The sequence below is a fragment of the Aquitalea denitrificans genome (genome assembly GCF_009856625.1).
Taxonomy (GTDB): Bacteria; Pseudomonadota; Gammaproteobacteria; order Burkholderiales; family Chromobacteriaceae; genus Aquitalea; species Aquitalea denitrificans.
In genome coordinates, this window is the sequence record NZ_CP047241.1 from 501,698 (window position 1) to 523,194 (window position 21,497).

Annotated in this window: 19 protein-coding genes and 1 pseudogene; 10 read left to right on the forward strand and 10 right to left on the reverse strand. The window is 56.9% G+C overall.

Going from position 1 to position 21,497, the window contains the following annotated elements; genetic code table 11:
• Positions 1 to 83 precede the first annotated feature (83 nt).
• The 4 genes from GSR16_RS02270 to GSR16_RS02285 all read right to left on the reverse strand — a co-directional run bounded on the left by GSR16_RS02270 (position 84) and on the right by GSR16_RS02285 (position 2,970).
• A complete protein-coding gene (locus tag GSR16_RS02270) occupies positions 84 to 752 on the reverse strand; it encodes a protein-L-isoaspartate(D-aspartate) O-methyltransferase (protein ID WP_159874955.1) in 669 nt (222 codons plus the stop codon).
• The gene (gene surE, locus GSR16_RS02275; protein WP_159874956.1) at positions 737 to 1,480 is read right to left on the reverse strand and encodes a 5'/3'-nucleotidase SurE; all 744 of its coding nucleotides are present in this window, start codon (positions 1,478 to 1,480) and stop codon (positions 737 to 739) included. The genes GSR16_RS02270 and surE overlap by 16 nt, the downstream gene beginning before the upstream one ends.
• Before the next feature lie 106 nt (positions 1,481 to 1,586).
• The gene (nadA, locus tag GSR16_RS02280; RefSeq protein WP_159874957.1) at positions 1,587 to 2,504 is read right to left on the reverse strand and encodes a quinolinate synthase NadA; all 918 of its coding nucleotides are present in this window, start codon (positions 2,502 to 2,504) and stop codon (positions 1,587 to 1,589) included.
• A gap of 169 nt (positions 2,505 to 2,673) precedes the next feature.
• On the reverse strand, positions 2,674 to 2,970 hold the full coding sequence (locus GSR16_RS02285; RefSeq protein WP_159874958.1) for a hypothetical protein: 297 nt from the start codon (positions 2,968 to 2,970) through the stop codon (positions 2,674 to 2,676).
• On the opposite strand from GSR16_RS02285, the gene GSR16_RS02290 reads away from it, so the two are divergent.
• The 6 genes from GSR16_RS02290 to xerD all read left to right on the forward strand — a co-directional run bounded on the left by GSR16_RS02290 (position 2,969) and on the right by xerD (position 8,725).
• Positions 2,969 to 5,644, forward strand: a complete 2,676-nt coding sequence (locus GSR16_RS02290) for a bifunctional acetate--CoA ligase family protein/GNAT family N-acetyltransferase (RefSeq protein WP_159874959.1) — start codon at positions 2,969 to 2,971, stop codon at positions 5,642 to 5,644. The two genes, GSR16_RS02285 and GSR16_RS02290, sit on opposite strands and share 2 nt — an antisense overlap.
• A 192-nt stretch (positions 5,645 to 5,836) precedes the next feature.
• On the forward strand, positions 5,837 to 6,085 hold the full coding sequence (gene rpsP, locus GSR16_RS02295; protein ID WP_045846601.1) for a 30S ribosomal protein S16: 249 nt from the start codon (positions 5,837 to 5,839) through the stop codon (positions 6,083 to 6,085).
• Positions 6,086 to 6,118: 33 nt separating this feature from the next.
• Positions 6,119 to 6,625 carry a ribosome maturation factor RimM gene (gene rimM, locus GSR16_RS02300; RefSeq protein WP_159874960.1) on the forward strand — a complete coding sequence of 169 codons (507 nt, stop codon included), beginning with the start codon at positions 6,119 to 6,121 and terminating at the stop codon, positions 6,623 to 6,625.
• On the forward strand, positions 6,625 to 7,392 hold the full coding sequence (gene trmD / locus GSR16_RS02305; RefSeq protein ID WP_159874961.1) for a tRNA (guanosine(37)-N1)-methyltransferase TrmD: 768 nt from the start codon (positions 6,625 to 6,627) through the stop codon (positions 7,390 to 7,392). The genes rimM and trmD overlap by 1 nt, the downstream gene beginning before the upstream one ends.
• Before the next feature lie 3 nt (positions 7,393 to 7,395).
• Positions 7,396 to 7,764 (forward strand): 50S ribosomal protein L19, encoded by a 369-nt coding sequence (rplS, locus tag GSR16_RS02310; RefSeq protein ID WP_045846598.1) that lies wholly within the window; start codon positions 7,396 to 7,398, stop codon positions 7,762 to 7,764.
• A 79-nt stretch (positions 7,765 to 7,843) separates the two neighbouring features.
• Entirely contained in the window at positions 7,844 to 8,725 is an 882-nt protein-coding gene (gene xerD / locus GSR16_RS02315; RefSeq protein ID WP_159874962.1) for a site-specific tyrosine recombinase XerD, read from the forward strand.
• 67 nt (positions 8,726 to 8,792) lie between these two features.
• On the opposite strand, the gene clpA is transcribed toward xerD, so the two are convergent.
• Entirely contained in the window at positions 8,793 to 11,072 is a 2,280-nt protein-coding gene (gene clpA / locus GSR16_RS02320; RefSeq protein ID WP_159874963.1) for an ATP-dependent Clp protease ATP-binding subunit ClpA, read from the reverse strand.
• Positions 11,072 to 11,380 (reverse strand): ATP-dependent Clp protease adapter ClpS, encoded by a 309-nt coding sequence (gene clpS, locus GSR16_RS02325; RefSeq protein WP_159874964.1) that lies wholly within the window; start codon positions 11,378 to 11,380, stop codon positions 11,072 to 11,074. Before clpS ends, clpA begins: the two co-directional genes overlap by 1 nt.
• A 223-nt stretch (positions 11,381 to 11,603) precedes the next feature.
• On the opposite strand from clpS, the gene GSR16_RS02330 reads away from it, so the two are divergent.
• Positions 11,604 to 11,807, forward strand: coding sequence for a cold-shock protein (locus GSR16_RS02330; protein ID WP_045846595.1), 204 nt, complete (start codon positions 11,604 to 11,606; stop codon positions 11,805 to 11,807).
• Between the two features lie 100 nt (positions 11,808 to 11,907).
• On the opposite strand, the gene mdtH is transcribed toward GSR16_RS02330, so the two are convergent.
• Positions 11,908 to 13,116 (reverse strand): multidrug efflux MFS transporter MdtH, encoded by a 1,209-nt coding sequence (gene mdtH, locus GSR16_RS02335; protein WP_159874965.1) that lies wholly within the window; start codon positions 13,114 to 13,116, stop codon positions 11,908 to 11,910.
• Between the two features lie 88 nt (positions 13,117 to 13,204).
• Between mdtH and GSR16_RS02340 the strand changes: the two genes are divergently transcribed.
• Positions 13,205 to 14,089: a LysR family transcriptional regulator gene (locus tag GSR16_RS02340; protein WP_159874966.1), complete on the forward strand. Its 885-nt coding sequence runs from the start codon at positions 13,205 to 13,207 to the stop codon at positions 14,087 to 14,089.
• 63 nt (positions 14,090 to 14,152) lie between these two features.
• Here the strand turns inward: GSR16_RS02340 and icd are convergent, their stop codons facing one another.
• Positions 14,153 to 15,397: an NADP-dependent isocitrate dehydrogenase gene (icd, locus tag GSR16_RS02345; protein ID WP_159874967.1), complete on the reverse strand. Its 1,245-nt coding sequence runs from the start codon at positions 15,395 to 15,397 to the stop codon at positions 14,153 to 14,155.
• Positions 15,398 to 15,606: 209 nt separating this feature from the next.
• Positions 15,607 to 17,844, reverse strand: a complete 2,238-nt coding sequence (locus GSR16_RS02350; RefSeq protein WP_159874968.1) for an NADP-dependent isocitrate dehydrogenase — start codon at positions 17,842 to 17,844, stop codon at positions 15,607 to 15,609.
• 456 nt (positions 17,845 to 18,300) lie between these two features.
• Here GSR16_RS02350 and GSR16_RS02355 point away from each other — a divergent pair.
• Together GSR16_RS02355 and aceK are read left to right on the forward strand one after the other, a co-directional pair.
• Positions 18,301 to 18,819, forward strand: a pseudogene (locus GSR16_RS02355) (pseudouridine synthase); the annotation flags it as partial.
• A 227-nt stretch (positions 18,820 to 19,046) separates the two neighbouring features.
• A complete protein-coding gene (aceK, locus tag GSR16_RS02360) occupies positions 19,047 to 20,813 on the forward strand; it encodes a bifunctional isocitrate dehydrogenase kinase/phosphatase (RefSeq protein ID WP_159874970.1) in 1,767 nt (588 codons plus the stop codon).
• Positions 20,814 to 20,922: 109 nt separating this feature from the next.
• Here aceK and GSR16_RS02365 read toward each other — a convergent pair whose 3' ends face one another.
• Positions 20,923 to 21,363, reverse strand: coding sequence for a hypothetical protein (locus GSR16_RS02365; protein WP_159874971.1), 441 nt, complete (start codon positions 21,361 to 21,363; stop codon positions 20,923 to 20,925).
• Positions 21,364 to 21,497 lie beyond the last annotated feature (134 nt).

Sequence of the window (21,497 nt, forward strand, 5' to 3'; positions counted from 1 at the left end):
TATGCATGCCTGTAGATTTTATATGTCAGTTAGTTGGGTTTTGTAAATTGTCAGACCGGGTATGTGTTGTGTTTTTGCAAGACTTAGTTACGACCGGGCAAGAGTGGTACGAATTTCACCGGATCAAGCCGTGTTTTCTGCAAGCCCTGGGGTGTTTTTTCCAGCAGCCACAAATACTGTTCTGTTTCACCGACCGGCATGATCAATCTGCCACCTTCTGCCAGTTGTTCAACTAGTGCTTCCGGGATATTGCGTGCCGCTGCCGTCATGATGATGCCTTCGAACGGGGCCGCTTCTGGCAGGCCAAAGTGGCCATCTCCATGGACAAGCCGGGCATGGACTAGCTTGGCTGCACGCAAATTGCGTCTTGCTTTGTCCAGTAGCGCACCGAGTCGTTCAATGGAATAAACTTCGGCTCCAGTCTTCAGTAGTACGGCTGTCTGATAACCACATCCGGTTCCGATTTCCAGCACCTTGCCCGGTTTGCGGCCTGTCAGCAGGATTTCTGTCATCTTGGCGACTGTAAGCGGCTGGGAAATGGTTTGGGCATGGCCGATGGGTAGTGACACATCGTCATAGGCACGGGTGGCCAGTGCCTGATCGACAAACAGATGACGCGGCACGTCTGACATGGCGGTCAGCACACGTTCATCCTGTACGCCGGCCTGGCGCAGGCGTTCTACCATGCGCTTGCGGGTTCGGTCAGACAGCATGCCGTAAGCCTGGTTGTCTTGTGTCACGGATGAAGCCATGTAGTGATTCCGTCCAGTTGGCCGTATGCGGTTAAATCCAGCATCAGCGGGGTGACCGAAACATGTTTGCCTGCAATGGCGGCAAAGTCGGTGCCGGGGCCTGCATCCTGTGCGCTGCCGACCGGGCCTACCCAGTATATCGTTTCCCCGCGAGGATTCTTGGCTTTGATAACCGGTTCGGCATGATGTCTGCGTCCCAGTCGTGTGACTTGCATGGATTGCAGCTGATCGACCGGGATGTCTGGAACGTTGACATTCAGCAGCACTGGCTGGATCAGCGGCTGCGCCTGATGGCGTGCCAGCAATGCCTCAATCACGTGGGCCGCTGTGCCGAAGTGCTGGCCGCTGTAGCCGGCCAGCGAGATGGCAATGGACGGAATGCCAAGCAGGAAGCCTTCAGTAGCGGCAGCCACGGTGCCTGAGTAGATGGTGTCATCTCCCATATTGGGGCCATGGTTGATGCCGCTGAATATCATGTCCGGACGAAAATCCAGCAAACCGGTTACCGCCAGATGGACGCAGTCGGTTGGCGTACCGTTGACATAATGAAAGCCGTTGGCAGCCTGACGGACGGTAAGTGGCCGGTCCAGGGTCAGCGAGTTGCTGGCACCACTGCGATCGCGTTCGGGTGCCACGACGACGACTTCACCATGACGTGCCAGCGTTTCCGCCAGGGTGCGGATGCCGGGAGAGAAATAGCCATCGTCATTGCTGATCAGGAACTTCATGCTGTGCTTCCAGGTTGGACGCATGATTGTATCGCTGCCGCGCTGTGGTGGAAAACCTTCATGGCATGACAGGCAAAGAAAAACCCGCCGTAGCGGGTTGGTTTGATCAGGCGTAATAGCGCTGGCTGAATTCCAGCATCCGTTCGATGGGAATGCGGGCTGCATCCATCTGTTCGGCGCTCAGGTAATCGATATGCAGGCCTTCGCCCTGCTGGGCGCGCTTTACGGCATCGATGGTGTTCATCTTCATATAGGGACAGGAATTGCACTGGCAACCGGCATAGATTGGTGCCTGGCGCAGGTCCAGATCGGGGCGGGCCAGTCCCATGTTGTACAGGATGCCATCTTCAGTGGCGACGAAGATAACCGCCTTGCTGTCTCCCTGGAAGGCCTTCACCCAGTTCAGCATGCCGGAAGTGGAGCCGACATAATCGGCTTTCTTCAGCACCGGCAGTGGGCTTTCCGGGTGGGCAATCAGGTATTTCTCACCGGAAGCTGCAGCGAAAGCCTCTTCCAGCGCAGCTTCGTTGAATTTGTCGTGTACTTCGCACACGGCAGACCACAAGGGCATGTCGTAGCCGTACTGGTCGTTCAGGTAGCCACCCATATTGCGGTCGGGCGAGAAGATGACTTTTTTGCCTTCCGCATACAGGTGGGCAATGATGTCGTCCACATTGCGGCTGGTGACGATCCAGTCAGACAGTGCCTTGTGTTCTGCACTGGAGTTGATGTACGACACATGAACGTGGTCCGGGTGGCTTTCGCGCCATGCCTTGAGTGCCGTGACGTCGGTCTGGGTGACCAGCGAACAGGTAGATCCTGCATCCGGCAGGATCACCTCTGCCTGCGGGTTGAGGATTTTGGCGGTTTCGGCCATAAAACGCACGCCGGCAAACACGATGATGTCGGCATTGGCTTCTTTTGCAAACAGCGACAATTCCAGGCTATCACCCACCTTGTCGGCCATTTGCTGGATTTCAGGCTGGGTATAGTAGTGGGCAAGGGTGACGACACGCTTCGTCATGATGAGCTGACTCCTGCTCGCCCTGCATCAGGTTGCAGGCGGCTGAATGAATATATTGCAATGCAACGTACTAGGGTTGCCAAATCGCAAGATTAGCAATATTGCAGTGCGATTACCACCTGCAAGCATGGTTACTCCCAATGGTGGCCAATCGGCTTTGCTATAAAATTCATTTGGTACAGGCTTGCCCGAGGTCAACATGACAATATGATGGCTGCGGCAGCATGGAGATGGCTTGCAGGTGGGTATGCAATTGCAGCAGAAATCCTGTCCATGGGAAGACTGAGAGTTTCACCTTGTTGTGCATTGCACAATACTGTCGCAACATGCCGGAATGAAAATGAATTTTCCGTGGCAAGTACGTATTTGCCATACAGAATGCAGCCAGCAGGCCGATGCTTGTGCAGGTTGCCGGCATCTGCCGACCTCTTGTCGCTTGAATTAACAGAACGGGAACCGCTTCCATGAGGCCTCATTACCTAACTCCGCTGTTTTCGCCGCGCACTGTTGCGGTTGTTGGTGCCAGCGATACGCCGGGGTCGATCGGCCAAGCCGTGTTTGCCAATCTGCTGGCTGGCAATTTTCAAGGCAAGCTGTTCCCGGTCAATCTGAATCACAAGGTGGTGGGGGGGATTCCTGCCGTTCCTTCGGTACGCCTGATCGAACCCGCAGTTGACATGGCTGTAGTGTGTACTGCCATTCGCACATTGCCGGCCATCATCAAGGACTGTGGCAAGAAGGGCATCAAGGCAGTATTGCTGGCCAAGGAGTTTTCCGACAGCGAACAGCTGGAACGGGAAATCCTCAACGAATCGGTATCGATTGCCCGCCATTACGGCATCCGTGTACTGGGGCCGAATGTATTGGGCCTGATGCGACCGGTGGCCGGTTTCAACGCCACCAATTACACCAGCAAGGTACGGCCGGGAAACATGGCGCTGGTGTCGCAGTCCTCCGCCTTGTGTACGGCCATGCTGGACTGGGCAGACAGCAAGGGCATCGGTTTTTCCAGTGTGATTTCGGTGGGCGAGGCGCTGGATGTCGATTTCGGCGAAATTCTGGATTACCTGGTGGCGGATAACTTCACCCAGGGCATTTTGTTGCATGTACACCACATTCACCACGCCCGCCGCTTTATGAGCGCACTGCGGGCTGCCGCCCGTACCAAGCCGGTAGTGGTGATCAAGTCCGGTCGCTACCAGGATGATGTCACTGGGGTGACGCATTCGAGCAATCTGATTGAAAGTGGCGACGTATTTGATGCCGCACTGTCCAGAGCCGGTGTGCTGCGTGTGTCATCCATTGCCCAACTGTTTACCGCAGCCAAGGTGTTGGCAGCTAATTTCCGGGTGAATGGCAAGCGACTGGCCATTGTCACCAACGGCATCGGCCCGGGTGTGCTGGCGGCTGATAGCGCCTACACCAACGGGGTGGAGCTGGCCAAGCTTAGCGACACCACCATGGAGCTGCTCAACAATGCCTTGCCGCGCAACTGGTCGCATGGCAACCCGATCGACCTGATCGGTGATGCCAGCCCGGTGCGTTTCCGTACAGCGGTAAAAGCCTGTATCGATGATCCGAATGTGGATGGTGTGCTGGTGATCTTTACCCCGCAGGCCGGTACTGATCATTTGACTACCGCGCAGTTGATGATTGGTTTACAGCGCGAGTCCAGCAAGCCGATGTTCCTGTCCTGGCTGGGCGATGCCAAGGTATCGGAAAGCCGTGATCTGTTTTCCAAGGCCAAATGTGCCCACTTCCGTGCTCCAGAATATGGCATCGAAGTATTCCGCAACCTGGCGTCCTATCACTACAACCAGCAATTGCTGCTACAGACGCCCGGACCTCTGGAAGGCAAACGTGCCGCACCGGACTTGCTGCGGGCCCGAGCGGTAATTGCCGGTGCCATGGCCGAGGGGCGGACCATCCTTTCCGAGCGGGAGTCCAAAGAGGTACTGGCTGCCTTCCGTATCCCGGTTAATCCTACCTTGCTGGCACGTACTGAAGACGAAGCCGTGGTGCTGGCTGAACAGATCCACTATCCGGTGGTGTTGAAGATCGATTCCGCAGACATCATTTACAAGTCCGATGTTGGCGGTGTGGAACTCAACATCAGTAATGAGGCCACATTGCGGGCAGCCTTCCGCGGTATTCTGGAGCGTGCGCGCCAAGCCATGCCGGAAGCGCGTATCGACGGCATTTCGGTACAGCCGATGCGTAAACGCCGCTTTGCGCGCGAGGTGATGGTGGGCGTGACGCACGACAGCTCTTTCGGCCCGGTGATTACCTTTGGTGCCGGCGGCATTGCGGTGGAAGTGATGCATGACCGCGCGCTGTCCTTGCCTCCACTGAACCAGTACTTGGTGGGCAGCATGATACGCAAGACCCGTATCGGCCAGTTGCTGGGTGCCTTCAAAAACCTGCCTGCCGTGGAGATGGACGAGCTGGTGGATGTGCTGCTGCATGTGTCGGAGATGGTGTGCGAGCTGCCAGAGTTGCGCGAGATGGACATCAACCCGCTGGTAGCCGACGAAAAAGGCGTCATTGCGCTGGATGCGCGCATCATCGTCGAGCCGCTCAAGCCTGATGTGAAGCGCTACGGCCACATGGCCATCATGCCTTACCCCACGCATATGGTACGCAGCGCCACGCTGACTGACGGCATGAAGGTGACTATTCGTCCGGTGCGGCCGGAAGATGCCGAAATGCAGCAGGAATTCGTGCGTATGCTGTCGGACGAAAGCCGTTACAACCGCTACATGTCCAGCATCAAGCAGCTGTCGCAAACAATGCTGGTGCGTTTTACCCAGCTGGACTACGACCGCGAAATGGCACTGGCCATGACTTGCGAGACAGAGAACGGTGAAGAACAGCAAGCCGTGGCCCGTTTCATTACCGATCCGGACAACGAAGGCTGCGAGTTCGCCCTGGAAGTGGCGGACAAATGGCAGGGCAAGGGCATTGGCTACATCCTGATGAACGCCTTGTTCGATGCCGCACGCGAGCAAGGATTGACGGTAATGCGCGGGGAAGTGCTGGCCGGCAACAAGGGCATGCTCAAACTGATGCACAAGCTGGGCTTTACCGTGGAAACCCATCCGGAAGACCGGGCGCTGACCATCGTCACCAAAATCCTCTAAGCCATCAGGATGCTTGTTGCAGGCAGATTGCAGACTCGTGGTGTGGTTTTTTTCGTCAAAGCAGGGGTCTTCTGCTGACCGATAACGGGCGGCAGGACTGGCAGGCGTATTAAGCGCTTGCAAGATAAGGGAAAAGTGCCATAGAATCGTGGGCTTTTCTACGATACCGTTTTTATCTAAGGACAATCGACAATGGTAGTGATTCGTCTGGCACGTGGCGGCGCCAAGAACCGTCCGTTCTACAACATCGTGGTGACCGATTCCCGTAACCGTCGTGACGGTCGCTTCATCGAGCGCGTTGGCTTCTACAACCCGGTAGCTAACGAGAAGGAAGAGCGCGTGCGCCTGACTTCCGATCGTCTGAACTACTGGATTGGCGTTGGTGCCCAGGTTACCGACGCTGTAGCCAAGCTGCTGAAAGAGCAGAAGGTTGCTGCCTAATCGTTCGTTGACTCAACTAACGGACTAAGGCGCATGCGCAAAGAAGATCTCGTCTTGATGGGGTTTGTGCGTGGCGCCTTCGGTATCAAGGGCTGGATCAAGGTTCAGGCCGATACCGAATACGCTGACGGTCTGTTTGACTACCCGGTCTGGTGGCTGGGCAAGGATGACAGCTGGAAGCCGTACACATTTGAAAACGGGGCCGTGCAGCCCAAAGGCTTGTCCGTCAAGCTGACGGGGATTGAAGATCGCGACACGGCGGAAGCCCTGCGTGGTCTGCAAGTTGCCGTTCCCCGTAGTGAATTGCCGGAAGCTGGCGCTGACGAATATTACTGGTCCGATCTGATCGGCTTGTCTGTCGTCAATCAGCAAGGCGTGGTGCTTGGCAAGGTGACCGAATTGATGGAAACCGGTGCCAACGACGTATTGGTGGTAGAAGGCGAACACGGCCAGCGGCTGATTCCCTTCGTTGGCCAGTTCGTACTGGATGTCAGTCTGGCCGAGGCCCGCATTTCGGTGGACTGGGGCCTGGACTACTGATGCATATCGATGCCATCACGCTGTTTCCGGAAATGTTCGATGCCATCGCCCGCTTCGGTGTAAGCCAGCGGGCGCTTGATTTGGGCATTTGGGATTTCCAGAAATGGAATCCACGCGATTTCACCCATGACAACTATCGCCGTGTGGATGATCGTCCCTACGGTGGTGGGCCTGGCATGCTGATGCTGATCGAACCGCTGGAAGCTGCCATTACGGCGGCCAAGGCTCGTCAGCAGGCAGCAGGTGTCAATGAGAGCCATGTTATTTACCTGTCACCGCAAGGACGTGCCTTGACGCACGAAAAAGCGGTGGAGCTGTCCCAACGTCCTGGCCTGATTGTGTTGTGTGGCCGTTATGAAGGGGTGGACGAGCGCTTGATCGAGCGCCAGGTGGACGAGGAAGTTTCCATTGGCGACTACGTGTTGTCCGGTGGCGAGCTACCGGCCATGGTGCTGATGGATGCGGTCATCCGGCTGCTTCCTGGCGTTCTCAATGATGCCCAGTCTGCTTATGAAGACTCATTTGTGAACGGACTCCTTGATTGTCCGCACTATACCCGACCCGAAGACTATCAGGGCATGCGGGTGCCGGATGTACTCATGTCCGGAAATCATGCACTGATTGCTAAATGGCGACTCAAGCAGGCGCTGGGAAGGACGTGGCAACGTCGACCAGAGCTATTGCAGGGCCGCTCTTTGACAAAACAGGAATCTCGGCTGCTGGCAGAGTACCAGCAGGAACAAGATATCCGTAAAAAACCGGAGTAACACATGGATCTGATCCAGAAACTCGAGCAAGAAGAAATCGCCCGCCTGGGCAAAACCATCCCGGAATTCGCTCCTGGCGATACCGTCGTGGTGAATGTCAAGGTAAAGGAAGGTAACCGCGAACGTCTGCAGGCTTACGAAGGCGTTGTTATCGCCAAGCGTAACCGTGGTCTGAACAGCTCTTTCATCGTGCGCAAGATGTCCGCCGGTGAAGGTGTTGAGCGTACTTTCCAGACTTACTCCCCGCTGGTGGCTTCCGTTGAAGTGAAGCGCCGTGGTGACGTACGTCGCGCCAAGCTGTACTACCTGCGTGGTCGTACCGGCAAGTCCGCACGTATCAAGGAAAAACTGCCGGCTCGCAAGCAAGGCTGATCCTGATACCGTCAGGTATGATGAAAGCGCAAGGTTTGCACCTTGCGCTTTTTTTATGTCTTCTGCCAGGAAACCCTGCATGACTACGGAAAGCATAGACCGGTTTCTGGATCATCTGTGGCTGACCGATGGCTTGTCCGCCAATACCCTGGCGGCTTATCGCCGCGATCTGGCCAAAATGCAAAAGCAGCTGCAAAGCCAGGACAGCACGCTGGAGTCAGCCAGCCACGCCCAGCTACAGCAGGCGCTGCTGGCAGGTGTGGAGCGGGAGAAACCTGCGACGCGAGCCAGGCAGCTGTCCTGTCTGCGGCGTTATTACCAACATATGCTTAGTAGCGGGCAGCGGACTGATGACCCTAGCCTGCATCTGGATAACCCCAGGCTGGGGCAGCGGCTGCCCAAAACCCTGTCTGAAGCGCAGGTCGAGCTATTGTTGCAGGCACCCGACGTGGAAACGCCGCTGGGACTGCGCGACCGGGCCATGTTCGAGGTGCTGTACGCAACCGGTTTGCGCGTGTCCGAACTGGTGGGGCTGACGCTGCAGCAACTGGACATGGTGACGGGCCTGATCATTACCCGCGGCAAGGGCAATAAGGAGCGTATGGTGCCGTTGGGAGAGATTGCATTGGAGTGGCTGGAGCGCTACTTCAGGGAAGCCCGTGTGCTGCTGTTGGGTGGGGCGCAGTGCGATGCCGTATTTGTCACCCAGCGCAAGGCGGGGATGAGCCGGCAGATGGCCTGGCATCTGATTGCCAGCTATGCCAGTGCGCAAGGTTTGCCGCCTGTGGGCCCGCATATGCTGCGGCATGCTTTTGCCACGCACCTGGTGAACCATGGGGCCGACCTGCGTGTTGTCCAGTTGTTACTGGGGCATTCGGATATTTCCACCACGCAGATCTACACCCATGTTGCCCGTGAGCGGCTCAAGCAGCTACATGCCCAGCATCACCCGCGTGGTTGACGGTCGTGCTCAGTAAAAGAAAACGCCCGCATCTGCGGGCGTTGTGCGGTAAGGCGCAATATCCGTCTTATGCCGGCTCTGCAGCCAGGGGCTCGGTATCAAACTGAAGCTCGACGACATCCTGATCATTGATGTCGACCGTGACTTCGCCACCATTGGTCAGACGGCCAAACAGCAGCTCGTCTGCCAATGCCTTGCGGATGGTGTCCTGAATCAGCCGTGCCATCGGACGAGCCCCCATCAGTGGGTCAAAACCTCGCTTGGCCAAGTGGGTGCGCAGCGCATCGGTAAAGTGGATTTCCACTTTCTTGTCGCTGAGCTGGTGCTCAAGCTGCATCAGGAACTTGTCCACCACCTGCATGATGATCTGCTCATCCAGCATCTTGAAGGATATGGTGGCATCCAGCCGGTTACGGAATTCCGGGCTGAACAGGCGCTTGATGTCTGCCATTTCATCACCGGTTTCCTTGGACTGGGTAAAGCCTAGTGTCGGCTTGGACATAGTCTCGGCCCCGGCGTTGGTGGTCATGATGATCACCACATTGCGGAAATCGGCCTTGCGCCCGTTGTTGTCCGTCAGGGTGCCGTGATCCATTACCTGCAACAGTACATTGTAGATGTCAGGATGAGCCTTTTCGATTTCGTCCAGCAGCAAGATCGCATACGGATGCTTGTTGATGGCCTCGGTCATTTGGCCACCCTGCTCGAAACCGACATAGCCCGGCGGTGCGCCGATCAGCCGGCTTACCGCATGGCGTTCCATGTACTCCGACATGTCGAAGCGGATCAGTTCCACACCCAGCACATAGGCGAGCTGTTTCGCAACCTCGGTCTTACCCACACCGGTGGGGCCGGAGAATAGGAAGGAGCCGATCGGTTTGTGCGGATTGCCCAGTCCGGAACGTGTCATCTTGATGGCTGTGGCCAGGCTTTCGATTGCCTTGTCCTGACCGAATACCACATTCTTCAGATCGCGCTCCAGATTCTTCAGCACATTCTTGTCATCGCTGGAGACGGTTTTAGGCGGAATGCGCGCGATCTTGGCCACGATCTCTTCGATTTCGGACTTGTTGATTACCTTTTTCTGCCTGGACTTGGGCAGAATCTTCTGTGCTGCTCCAGCTTCATCAATCACGTCAATTGCCTTGTCCGGCAGATGGCGGTCATTGATGTAGCGGGCGGACAGCTCGGCTGCGGTAGTCAGCGCCGACTGGGTGTACTTCACGCCATGGTGTGCCTCGAAACGTGATTTCAGACCCTTGAGAATTTCGATGGTCTGCTCCACGGTTGGCTCGGCAACGTCTATTTTCTGGAAGCGCCGGGACAGGGCGTTGTCCTTCTCGAAAATGCCGCGGTATTCGTTATACGTGGTGGCACCAATGCAGCGCAGGCTGCCATTGGACAGTGCCGGCTTCAGCAGGTTGGACGCATCCAGCGTGCCACCGGAGGCGGCACCAGCACCGATGAGGGTGTGAATCTCGTCAATGAACAGGATGGCGTGCTCGTCCTCGGTCAGCTGCTTGATCACGGCTTTCAGGCGCTGCTCGAAGTCGCCACGGTACTTGGTGCCGGCCAGCAGGGCACCCATGTCCAGTGCATACACGGTGGCCTTGGACAGCACGTCCGGCACCTCGTTGTTGACGATGCGCCGCGCCAGGCCTTCGGCAATGGCCGTCTTGCCCACGCCGGCCTCGCCTACCAGCAAGGGGTTGTTCTTGCGGCGGCGGCACAGGATCTGCACGGTACGTTCCAGCTCGTGCTCACGACCGATCAGTGGGTCGATCTTGCCGTCGCGGGCTTGCTGGTTGAGATTCTGGGTGTAGTTTTCCAGAGCTCCGCCCGGGCCGGTAGCCTGTTCCTCTCCATCGGACTCGTTATGCTGGTCACGCGGCTCCGGTGGGTGTTGTGGCGAGCGCTGCTTGGTGATGCCATGCGAAATGAAATTGACTACATCCAGCCGCGAAATACCCTGCTGATGCAGGTAGTAGACGGCATGAGAGTCTTTTTCGCCGAAAATGGCTACCAGAATGTTGGCACCGGTCACTTCCTTCTTGCCGGAAGACTGGACATGCAGAATGGCACGCTGAATGACACGCTGGAATCCCAGTGTGGGCTGGGTTTCAACTTCGGTTTCCCCTGGAACGGTCGGCGTGTGTTCGTCAATAAAGTCGCCCAGCTGTTTTTTCAGCTGGTCGAGGTTGGCCCCGCAGGCCCTCAAGACATCGGCGGCGGAGGGATTGTCTATCATGGCAAGCAGCAGATGCTCCACGCTGATGAACTCGTGGCGCTTGCGCCTGGCGTCCATGAATGCCATATGCAGGCTTACTTCAAGCTCCTGGGCAATCATCAGTTTTCCTCCATTACGCACTGAAGCGGATGCTGGTGTGCTTTGGCAAATTGCGACACCTGTTCAACCTTGGTGGCAGCCACGTCTTTGGTATAAACGCCACACACGCCGTGACCTTGCGTATGGACTTGTAGCATGACCTGAGTAGCCTTTTCCCGGTTCATGTGGAACAACTGTTGCAACACTTCCACCACAAATTCCATCGGGGTGAAATCATCGTTCAATAACAATACCTTATACATTGGGGGAGGGGTGGTCCTCACCCGAGACACCTCTTTGACGGCGTCATCGCTGAACTGCGTGGACATGTCGACTTTCAGTTAAACCGCGGTTTACTTCAATTTTGGCTCCCCCCGACTTTTTTTCAAGGGGCATGTGTGAATTCCTTTTGCACTTGACGCTATCACAATGGTTGCGTAGAAATGCAGTCAGGTGCTTGGCTTAGCTGTTTGGCATTGGCGGATGAGCCGCAATGGGCAGCAAGCTTTAAGTTGGTCGGCCTCACCAGCCATCGTCAATCAAGGAAGTAACATGTCAATTGGTACCGTTAAGTGGTTCAACGACGCTAAAGGCTTTGGCTTTATTACCCCGGACGAGGGTGGTGAAGACCTGTTTGCCCATTTCTCCGCCATCAATATGCAAGGCTTCAAGACCCTGAAAGAGGGTCAGCGTGTAAGCTTTGACATTGTTAGCGGCCCGAAAGGCAAGCAAGCGTCGAACATCCAGGCAGCCTGATCAGGCTGAGGATGTGCCAGGATTGCCAGGTACGCTGACCTACCGGTCAACGTACCGACAGCTTCAAACAGAATCCCGCCAACCGGCGGGTTTTGTTTTTTCAGGCGCTGTTGCTGACACAAGACGTAGCCGTGGCAGGGCGCAGCAATTGCATCCAGAGTGCCAGCAAGGTTATTCCACCCACCAGCGACAGGCACAGCCAGGGCAATGCCGGCCACTGCCACTGGCGGGATACGTCCAGCAGCCAGCCCCCGCCGATATAGCCCAGCGCGCCCCCCAGTGCCAGCCCGAGCCGGCTGCAACCCAGATAACTGGCACGTGCCTGCGGGCGGGCCAGACTGGCAACATAGGTTTCCCGTGCGGGTTCCATGATGATGGAGCCGAGAAAGAACAGGCCCAGCACAGTAAATGCTGCCAGCGGATGTGCCACATTACTCATGATGGCCAGACTCAGGCTCATCAGTCCAAGTCCGACCAGCATGCGTTGTTCGCGGCGCAGGTAACGTTCTCCCCAGCGTGCCAGTGGATAGAGCAGGCTCAGCGACAAACAGGTTTCCAGCGTGTACATCCAGCCTACGGCCTGGTAGCTGCCGGTGAGCTGCTTGATGGTGACCGGAACGAGCAGCATGACTTGTACCGCCAGCATGTAATAGCCACTCAAGGTCAGCACAAAGCGCATATAGCTGCGATCTGCCAGCACCACGCGCATTGATTGCCAGGGCGATGTCTTGCCTGTGGCAACCCGGTAGGGAGGCAGTAACAGGGCATTGACCAGCGCTGCCAGCACAAACATGGCAGTACCGGCCAGGCCAACCCAGCGAAAATCAAACTGCAGTAGCCAGGAACCCAGCAAGGCTGCAGCAACAGCGCCTGCGCTGTCCTGCATCATCAGGATGGCATAGAAGTGGGGGCGGTCTCGCGGTAGTACCAGCTTGGCCACCAGTGCGGTACGTGGCGGGTCGAACAGGGTGCCGCCCAGCCCGGAGAGCAGGCAGGATAGATACAGCAGCCAGGGCGAGTGAGCGAGCGCCATGCAGGCAAAGCCGGCTGCGCGCATCAGCATGCCGCAGACAATCAGCGGTTTGGCTCCAAAGTGGTCTGCCAGAGAGCCACCAAACAGGCCCAGTCCCTGCTGCATGAACTGCCGCATGGCCAGTGCCAGCCCGACGATGCTGGCGCTCCAGCCCAGCTGATCGACAAAGTGCAGGCTGATCAGCGGAAACACCATGAAGAAACCGAATATCACCAGCAAGTTGTCCAGCAGGATGAATGCCTTGCCCAGTCGGCGTGCGCGCTGTGCGGATGCCATGTTATCTCCTCATTCGAACAGCATTCTAGGTAGGCATCCTGCTATTATGTAAGTCTATTTCTCCTAATATTTCATATGCAATTTTATTATGTCTGTTGCCTTGTCTGATCTGGAGTTGCTGCTGGATGTGGCCGAGCTGGGCAGCTTTAGTCAGGCCGCAGCCAAGCGCGGCTGGTCGCAGCCTCAGGTCAGCCAGCGCATTGGCTTGCTGGAGCAGCACTGGGGTGTCAGCCTGTTTACCCGGCACCGGCGCGGAGCCGTGGCAACCAATGCCTGTCAGGCCTTTCTGGATGCCGCCCGCCAGTCGGTAAGTGCCTATCGGCAAGGGCTGGAAACCATGCAGGGCACGCCGGCGGTGCCGCGCATCCGTTTGTCCTGCCTGCCATCGCTGACGTCTCCGGTATTCGGTCCCTTGCTGATGAAACTGGCTGATGCTGCGATGGAAATTCGCTGTGGAACCGATCATTCTCAGCAGATCATGCAGGATTTGCTGACCGGGCAGGTTGAGGTGGGTTTTGTGCTGAAATGTCCGGCAATGTCAGGGATCCAGATGGAATTGCTGTGGCGTTCGCCGATTGTTCCGGTGGTGGCTGCCAGCCATCCGCTGGCAGGCTGCAACAGGGCATTGGCACTGGCTGATATCGCCAGGTATCGCATTGCGCCACAGTTTTGGGGGGATGAGTGTGAGTCCTTGATCCAGCAGATCCGCATGGTACGGCAGTTACCCAGCCCGATTCATGCGGTACAACCGGCCTCTGCTGCACGGGAGCTGGTATTGCGACATGGCTTTGTTTCATTCATGCCAGAACTATCGATCAAGGCTGATCTGCAGGATGGTACTCTGGTCAGGTTGTGTCTGCCGGAACTGCCGACCTGGCATTGGGAGGTGATGATGGCCTGGCGTGCGGGTAAACGGGTGGATGCGGTCAAGGCGCAGGTGCTGGATGCGGCGCGTGCACTGGTGGCCGGCTGAAAGCGGTTGAAACAGGAAAGGCCCGCATGGGCGGACCTTGAGGTGGCATTGCAGGCCGGGGCTCTACATGCGCGCTATCATGGCATCGCCGAATGCCGAGCAGGAAACCTCGGTGGCACCGTCCATCAGGCGGGCAAAATCGTAAGTCACCTGTTTGTCGGCAATGGCGGCCTCCATGGATTTGATCACCAGATCAGCCGCTTCAACCCAGCCCAGGTGGCGCAGCATCATTTCGGCCGACAGGATGAGCGAGCCGGGGTTGACCTTGTCTAGGCCTGCATACTTGGGCGCAGTGCCGTGTGTGGCCTCGAAGCAGGCATACTTGTCCGAGATATTGGCTCCGGGTGCAATGCCGATGCCGCCAACCTGTGCTGCCAGCGCATCCGAAATGTAGTCGCCGTTGAGGTTGGTGGTGGCGATGACATCGTATTCAGCCGGACGCAGCAGGATCTGCTGCAGGAAGGCATCGGCAATGGCGTCCTTGACGATGATTTCGCGACCGGTTTTCGGATTGTTGAACCGGCACCACGGACCGCCATCGATCAGCTCGGCACCAAACTCCCTGCGTGCCAGCACATAGGCGGCATCACGGAAGTTGCCTTCGGTAAACTTCATGATATTGCCCTTGTGGACGATGGTGAGGCTCTTGCGGTCATTGTCTATGGTGTATTGCAGCGCCGCACGCACTAGCCGTTCCGTACCCTCTACGGAGATAGGCTTGATGCCGATGCCGGAGCTGTCCGGGAAACGGATTTTCTTCACGCCCATTTCGTTCTGCAAAAAGGCAATTACCTTTTTGACGGCATCGGAACCAGCTTGCCATTCAATTCCGGCATAGATGTCTTCGGTGTTCTCACGGAAAATCACCATGTTGACCAGTTCGGGGTGCTTGAGTGGCGAGGGTACGCCCTGGAAATACTGTACCGGGCGTACGCACTGGTACAAGTCCAGTTCCTGGCGCAGGGCTACATTGAGCGAGCGGATGCCACCGCCGACCGGTGTGGTCATCGGCCCCTTGATCGATACCGCAAATTCTTTCAGTGCATCGAAAGTTTCCTTGGGCAGCCATTCGTCTGGCCCGTACAGGCGGGTGGATTTTTCGCCCGCATATACTTCCATCCAGTGAATTTTCTTGGCACCCTCATAGGCTTTTTCTACCGCAGCATCAATTACCTTGATCATTACCGGGGTGATGTCGATGCCGATGCCATCACCTTCGATAAAGGGAATGATGGGGTTGCTCGGGATGGGCTGGCCCGGGATGATTTTCTGTCCTGCTGCTGGAACCTTGATATGGGACTCACTCATTGTTGTTCGCTCCTTGTCTCAGGGTAGGGGACTGCCGTGATCCGCAGTACATGCCACTTACTTAGCCTAGACCGTAGTGGGATGCTTGCAGAAGAGGATCTGACAATTATTTTTGAAAATCGTTGACCGGATACCGGGAGTACAAAAAAAGCGCCAGGACGAATCCTGGCGCTCTGGCGGTAAGGCTGGTTTGGTAAGCTGCCGCTGGTTTAGGCCAGGGCGGCTTTCAGGGCGGCATTGAAGGTGCTGCTCGGGCGCATTACGGCCTGGCACTTGGCGGTATCCGGCAGGTAGTAGCCGCCGATATCGGCCGGCTGGCCCTGTACGGCTTTCAGTTCGCCAATGATTTGCGCTTCTTGCTCAGCCAGTTGCTTGGCCAGCGGAGCAAACTGGGCTTGCAGTTCGGCATCTTCAGTTTGTGCTGCCAGTGCTTCTGCCCAGTAGCTGGCCAGGTAGAACTGGCTGCCACGGTTGTCCAGCTCACCGGTGCGGCGCGACGGCGACTTGTCGTTGTCCAGCAGCTTGCCGGTGGCGGCGTCCAGGGTCTTGGCCAGGATTTTGGCCTTGTTGTTGCCGGTCTTGATGCCCAGTTCTTCCAGCGATACCGCCAGGGCCAGGAATTCGCCCAGCGAGTCCCAGCGCAGGTGGTTTTCTTCCAGCAGCTGTTGTACATGCTTCGGTGCCGAACCGCCGGCACCGGTTTCGTACATGCCGCCACCGGCCATCAGCGGCACGATGGACAGCATCTTGGCCGAGGTGCCCAGTTCCATGATGGGGAACAGGTCGGTCAGGTAGTCGCGCAGGATGTTGCCGGTCACCGAGATGGTGTCCAGGCCGCGGGCGACACGTTCCAGGGTGAAGCGCATGGCGCGGACCTGGGACATGATGTGGATTTCCAGGCCGCTGGTGTCGTAATCCTGCAGATAGGTTTCCACTTTTTTGATCAGTTCGTTTTCGTGCGGACGGTACGGATCCAGCCAGAATACCGCCGGCATGCCGGAGTTGCGGGCGCGGGTAACGGCCAGCTTCACCCAGTCGCGGATCGGTGCGTCTTTCACCTGGCACATGCGCCAGATGTCGCCGGCTTCCACGTTCTGGCTCAGCAGCACTTCGCCAGTGGCCAGGTCAACAATATTGGCCACGCCGTCTTCGGCGATTTCAAAGGTCTTGTCGTGCGAACCGTATTCTTCTGCCTTTTGCGCCATCAGGCCCACGTTGGGCACGGTGCCCATGGTGCGCGGGTCGAAGTTGCCGTGCCATTTGCAGAAGTTGATCATCTCCTGATAGATACGGGCAAAGGTGGATTCCGGCATTACCGCCTTGCAGTCGGCCGGTTTGCCGTCGGCTCCCCACATCTTGCCGCCGCCACGGATCATGGCCGGCATGGAGGCATCGACAATCACGTCGTTGGGCGAGTGGAAGTTGGTGATGCCCTTGGCGGAGTCAACCATGGCCAGACGCGGACGGTGTTCCTGGCAGGCGTGCAGGTCGCGGATGATTTCTTCGCGCTTGGTGGCCGGCAGGGTCTCGATCTTTTCGTAGAGGTTGGCCATACCGTTGTTGACGTTGACGCCCAGCTCTTCAAACAGCTTGCCGTGTTTCTCGAAGGCATCCTTGTAGTAGATCTTGACGCAGTGGCCGAACACGATGGGGTGGGATACCTTCATCATGGTGGCTTTCACGTGCAGCGAGAACAGGATGCCGGATTCGCGACAGTCTTCCATTTCTTGTTCGTAGAAGTCGCACAGCGCCTTCTTGCTCATGAACATGGAATCGATGATTTCACCGGCCTTGAGCGCGAGCTTGGGCTTGAGCACGATGGTCTTGCCGCTCTTGGTGGTCAGCTCCATCTTCACGTCACACGCTTTGTCCAGCGTCATGGATTTTTCGCCATGGTAGAAGTCGCCATGGTGCATGTGGGAAACATGGGTTTGCGACCATTGCTTCCATTCGCCCATGGAGTGCGGGTGCTTCTTGGCATAGTTTTTTACCGCCAGCGGGGCGCGACGGTCTGAGTTGCCTTCGCGCAGCACCGGGTTTACTGCGGAACCCAGACATTTGGCGTAGCGGGCCTTGAGCGCATTGTCGGCGTCCGAGGAGGGCAGCTCCGGGTAGTCCGGCAGGGCATAGCCCTTGGATTGCAGTTCCTTGATGCAGGCGATCAGTTGCGAAACCGAAGCACTGATGTTCGGCAGCTTGATGATGTTGGTGTCCGGGTTCTGGGTCAGCTTGCCCAGCTCGCTCAGCGTATCCGGTACTTTTTGTGCATCAGTCAGGTATTCGGGAAATTCGGCCAGTACGCGGGCTGCTACGGAGATATCTGCCGTTTCGACATTGATGCCGGCGGTGCCGGTAAAGGTGCGGATGACTGGCAGGAAGGCGCTGGTGGCCAGCGCAGGTGCTTCGTCGGTCAGGGTGTAGATGATGGTCGGCTGTTCCGAAGGCATTGCTCTATCTCCAATGATTATTTTGACGTCAGAACGACTACGCGAGGCGGCTTTCGCACACCGGGGGATGTTCCGCTAGGCGCGTGTAAAGGCACTGCATAAGGCGGGCGGCTTGCCGGACTGCGTTAAGCAGCCTGTGCGTGGCAGCGCGGCCCGTAGACTTGCGGGTGACTTTTCGGAAGTGAATTATACCCCTCAAATGTTCGTACTGTTTGTAAGTATCCGAACTTTGCCATCCTGGCGAGGTAAACAAGTGTTCGAATGTGAATTTTTCGCACCGGTACTGTGAGTTGCAGTCCATAGCATAGTTCCAGCCAGGGCATTTTGCCGTCTGCCTTTGTTGCAGGACCGAGGCTGCAGCAATACCTCCTACCCCTACCCGCAGACCGGCATGACCGCCAGCGCCACTCCTTGTTATCATCCGGGCATTACATTTTCCTGCATGGTTTGTCTGCAATGCCCGAACTTATCCTGTTCAACAAGCCTTACGGGGTGATTTGCCAGTTTTCTCAACATGAGCTGCACCCCACGCTGAAGGATCATATCGCCATTCCCGGCGTTTACCCGGCCGGGCGGCTGGATACCGATAGTGAAGGCTTGCTGTTGCTGACCGGTGAAGGTGCTTTGCAGCATCGTATCAGCGACCCGCGCTGGAAACTGCCCAAGACCTACTGGGTGCAGGTAGAGGGGAGGGTGAGCGAGGTGCAACTGGATGCGCTGCGCGCCGGGGTGGATCTGGGCGACTTTGTCACCCGTCCGGCGCAGGTGCGCCAGATCGACCCGCCCGCCCTGTGGGAGCGCAAGCCGCCGGTACGTTTTCGCAAGACCGTGCCGGACTGCTGGTTGGAAATCATCATCAGCGAGGGTAAAAACCGCCAGGTGCGCCGCATGACGGCCAAGGTGGGCTTGCCCACCCTGCGGTTGGTACGCGCGGCCATCGGGCCGTGGCAGCTGGGTGACATGCAGCCTGGCGAGCTGCGCAGTATCGAGGTAAGTCTTGAAGATTTGCCGGCACTGTCCCATGCTGAGCGTCTGGGCAAGCCTGCGGCAGTGGCTACAGCAAAAACTGCGCCCACCGCAGGTAAGCCGCGCCCGCAGGCCTCTTTCCGTTTTGCGCACAAGAACAAGCCATGATGCATGCGGGCCCGTTCTGCCGCTAAGGGAGCGGGTGTAACTGAGAGTGGCAAATACGAGGCCGCAGCATGCAGATTCCCGAGTACTACAACCCGGTAGCGCGCGACATGGCACAGGTGTTGGTCGATGGTTTCGACAAGCACTATCGCCTGTTTCGGGCCTGTAACCAGCAGGCCAAATCCCTGTTTGAACGGGCAGACTGGCAGGGGGTGCAGCAGGCCATCCGGGACCGGATCCAGTTTTACGATGAGCGGGTGCTGGAAACCGTTGCCCGCCTGCACCACGAGTTTCATGCCGATCTGCTGGATGATGAAATCTGGCAACAGGCCAAGCTCTACTTCATCGGCCTGCTGACCAATCACAAGCAACCGGAGCTGGCGGAAACCTTCTTCAACTCGGTGTTCACCCGTATGCTGCACCGGGATTACTTCAACAACGATTTCATCTTTATCCGGCCTGCCATTTCCACCGAGTACATCGAGTCCGACCCGCCCAGTTACCGCAGCTATTACCCCGCCAGTCGCAGCATGCGGGCGGTAATGCGCAACATCATTCTGGATTTTGGCTGGCGTCGGCTCTTTGCCCATCTGCGGCATGATCTGGCGTTGCTCATGCGCTGTATCGCCACCTTTTTTGATGGTCACTGGCCTGCGGCAGAAGCCAATCTGCAAATCCAGGTGCTGTCATCTGCTTTCTACCGTAACAAGACCGCCTATATTTTTGGCAAGGTAATCAACGGTGGCATCAGCTACCCGTTTGCCATCCCGGTATTGCACGATGAAGCCGGACGCTTGTATCTGGATACCTTGCTGCTGGAGCCATGGCGCATCGGCGTGCTGTTTTCCTTCAGCCGGGCTTATTTCCTGGTGGATATGGAGGTTCCCTCCGCTTATGTGCAGTTTCTGCGCAGCATGCTGCCCAGCAAGACCAAGGCAGAGCTGTACACCATGCTGGGCTTGCAGAAACAGGGCAAGAACACCTTTTACCGTGATTTCATGCAGCATCTGCAGCACTCGAATGATCAGTTCATCATCGCCCCAGGTATCCGTGGCTTGGTGATGCTGGTGTTTACCCTGCCGTCTTATCCCTATGTGTTCAAGTTGATCAAGGACGTGTTTGGCGGCCCCAAGGAAGTTGATCGCGATACGGTAAAGCGCAAATACTGGCTGGTGAAACGGCATGACCGTGTCGGGAGGATGTCCGATACGCTGGAGTTCTCCAATGTGGCGTTCCCGCGCAGCCGGTTTACTGCCGAACTGATCGAGGAGCTACGCATGCTGGCCCCATCCATGATGGAGGAGGGGGAGGACAGCATTGTCATTCGCCACCTGTATATCGAACGGCGTATGAAGCCGCTGAACATGTACTTGATGCAGTGCGACGATACGGAAAAGGAACGCGTGATTCGCGACTATGGCCTGGCAATCAAGGAGCTGGCCTCCGCCAATATCTTCCCCGGTGACATGTTGTTCAAAAACTTTGGCGTGACGCGCTACGGACGGGTGATTTTCTATGATTACGATGAAATCGAGTACATGACGGACTGCAATTTCCGCAGCATTCCGCCGGCACCTAATCCAGAGATGGAGATGTCGGGTGAGGTATGGTACCCGGTGGCCCGCAATGATGTATTTCCCGAGGAGTTCGGCACCTTCCTGCTGGGAGATCCACTGGTGCGCAAGACCTTTCTTAAATATCACCGGGATCTGTTGGAGCCGCGCTTCTGGCAACAGCGTCAGCAGCGCATCAGGGATGGAGTGATCGAGGACTTCTACCCCTATCCCGAGGAAATGCGTTTTACCAATATGTGCACAGCCGCACAGAGGAAAGGCTGATTGTCCATGGTCCGGGTCAGGCTGCGGTTAAATGCTTTGGCAGAATAAAGAAAGGGAAGCCAGAGCTTCCCTTTTGATTTGAGCTGTGGTGTAAGACAGGCAGCAGGGGTCAATGGGCTGCAGCAAGGGGCAGGGCTGGCAGTTGGGACTCGAAATAGGCAAGTGGCCCGGCAGATGTAATGCCGATACAGAAGCAGTCGTCATTCCAGCGCGAAGAAGATGACTCACAGGTGTGTAGCAGTTCGAACAGGGTTTTTGCCTCGTTGAACAAGCCGCGTAAAGTCTGGCTGTTGCTCAGCCACAGGTGGATCTGCTTGGCCTGCGGGTGCTGACCGCGCAATTGAAGCCTGCCCATGTCATCGCTTGCCAGGCAGATGGCTGGCGGAATGTGAATGCCACGCGCTTGCAGATCCTGCCGGGCGAGCAGCCCGACGTTGCCCAGCAGGGTACGTGCCTGCAATGACAGATTGTCGGCAAGGGTTGGGTTGGGTGCGGTGGACATGGCTGGCTGGATGAAGGGTTGCGAGCTGGGGGATTCGGTCAGTGGCATGGTTTTACTCCCGGAAGGTTAATACCTTGATGGTAGAAGGCCATGCGCGAATGGGAGTCTGATGATTGGCTGAGAATTTTCATTTTGATTGATGGCAAATTCCCTGCTGCATGCCGAGACGGCAGCATTATGCT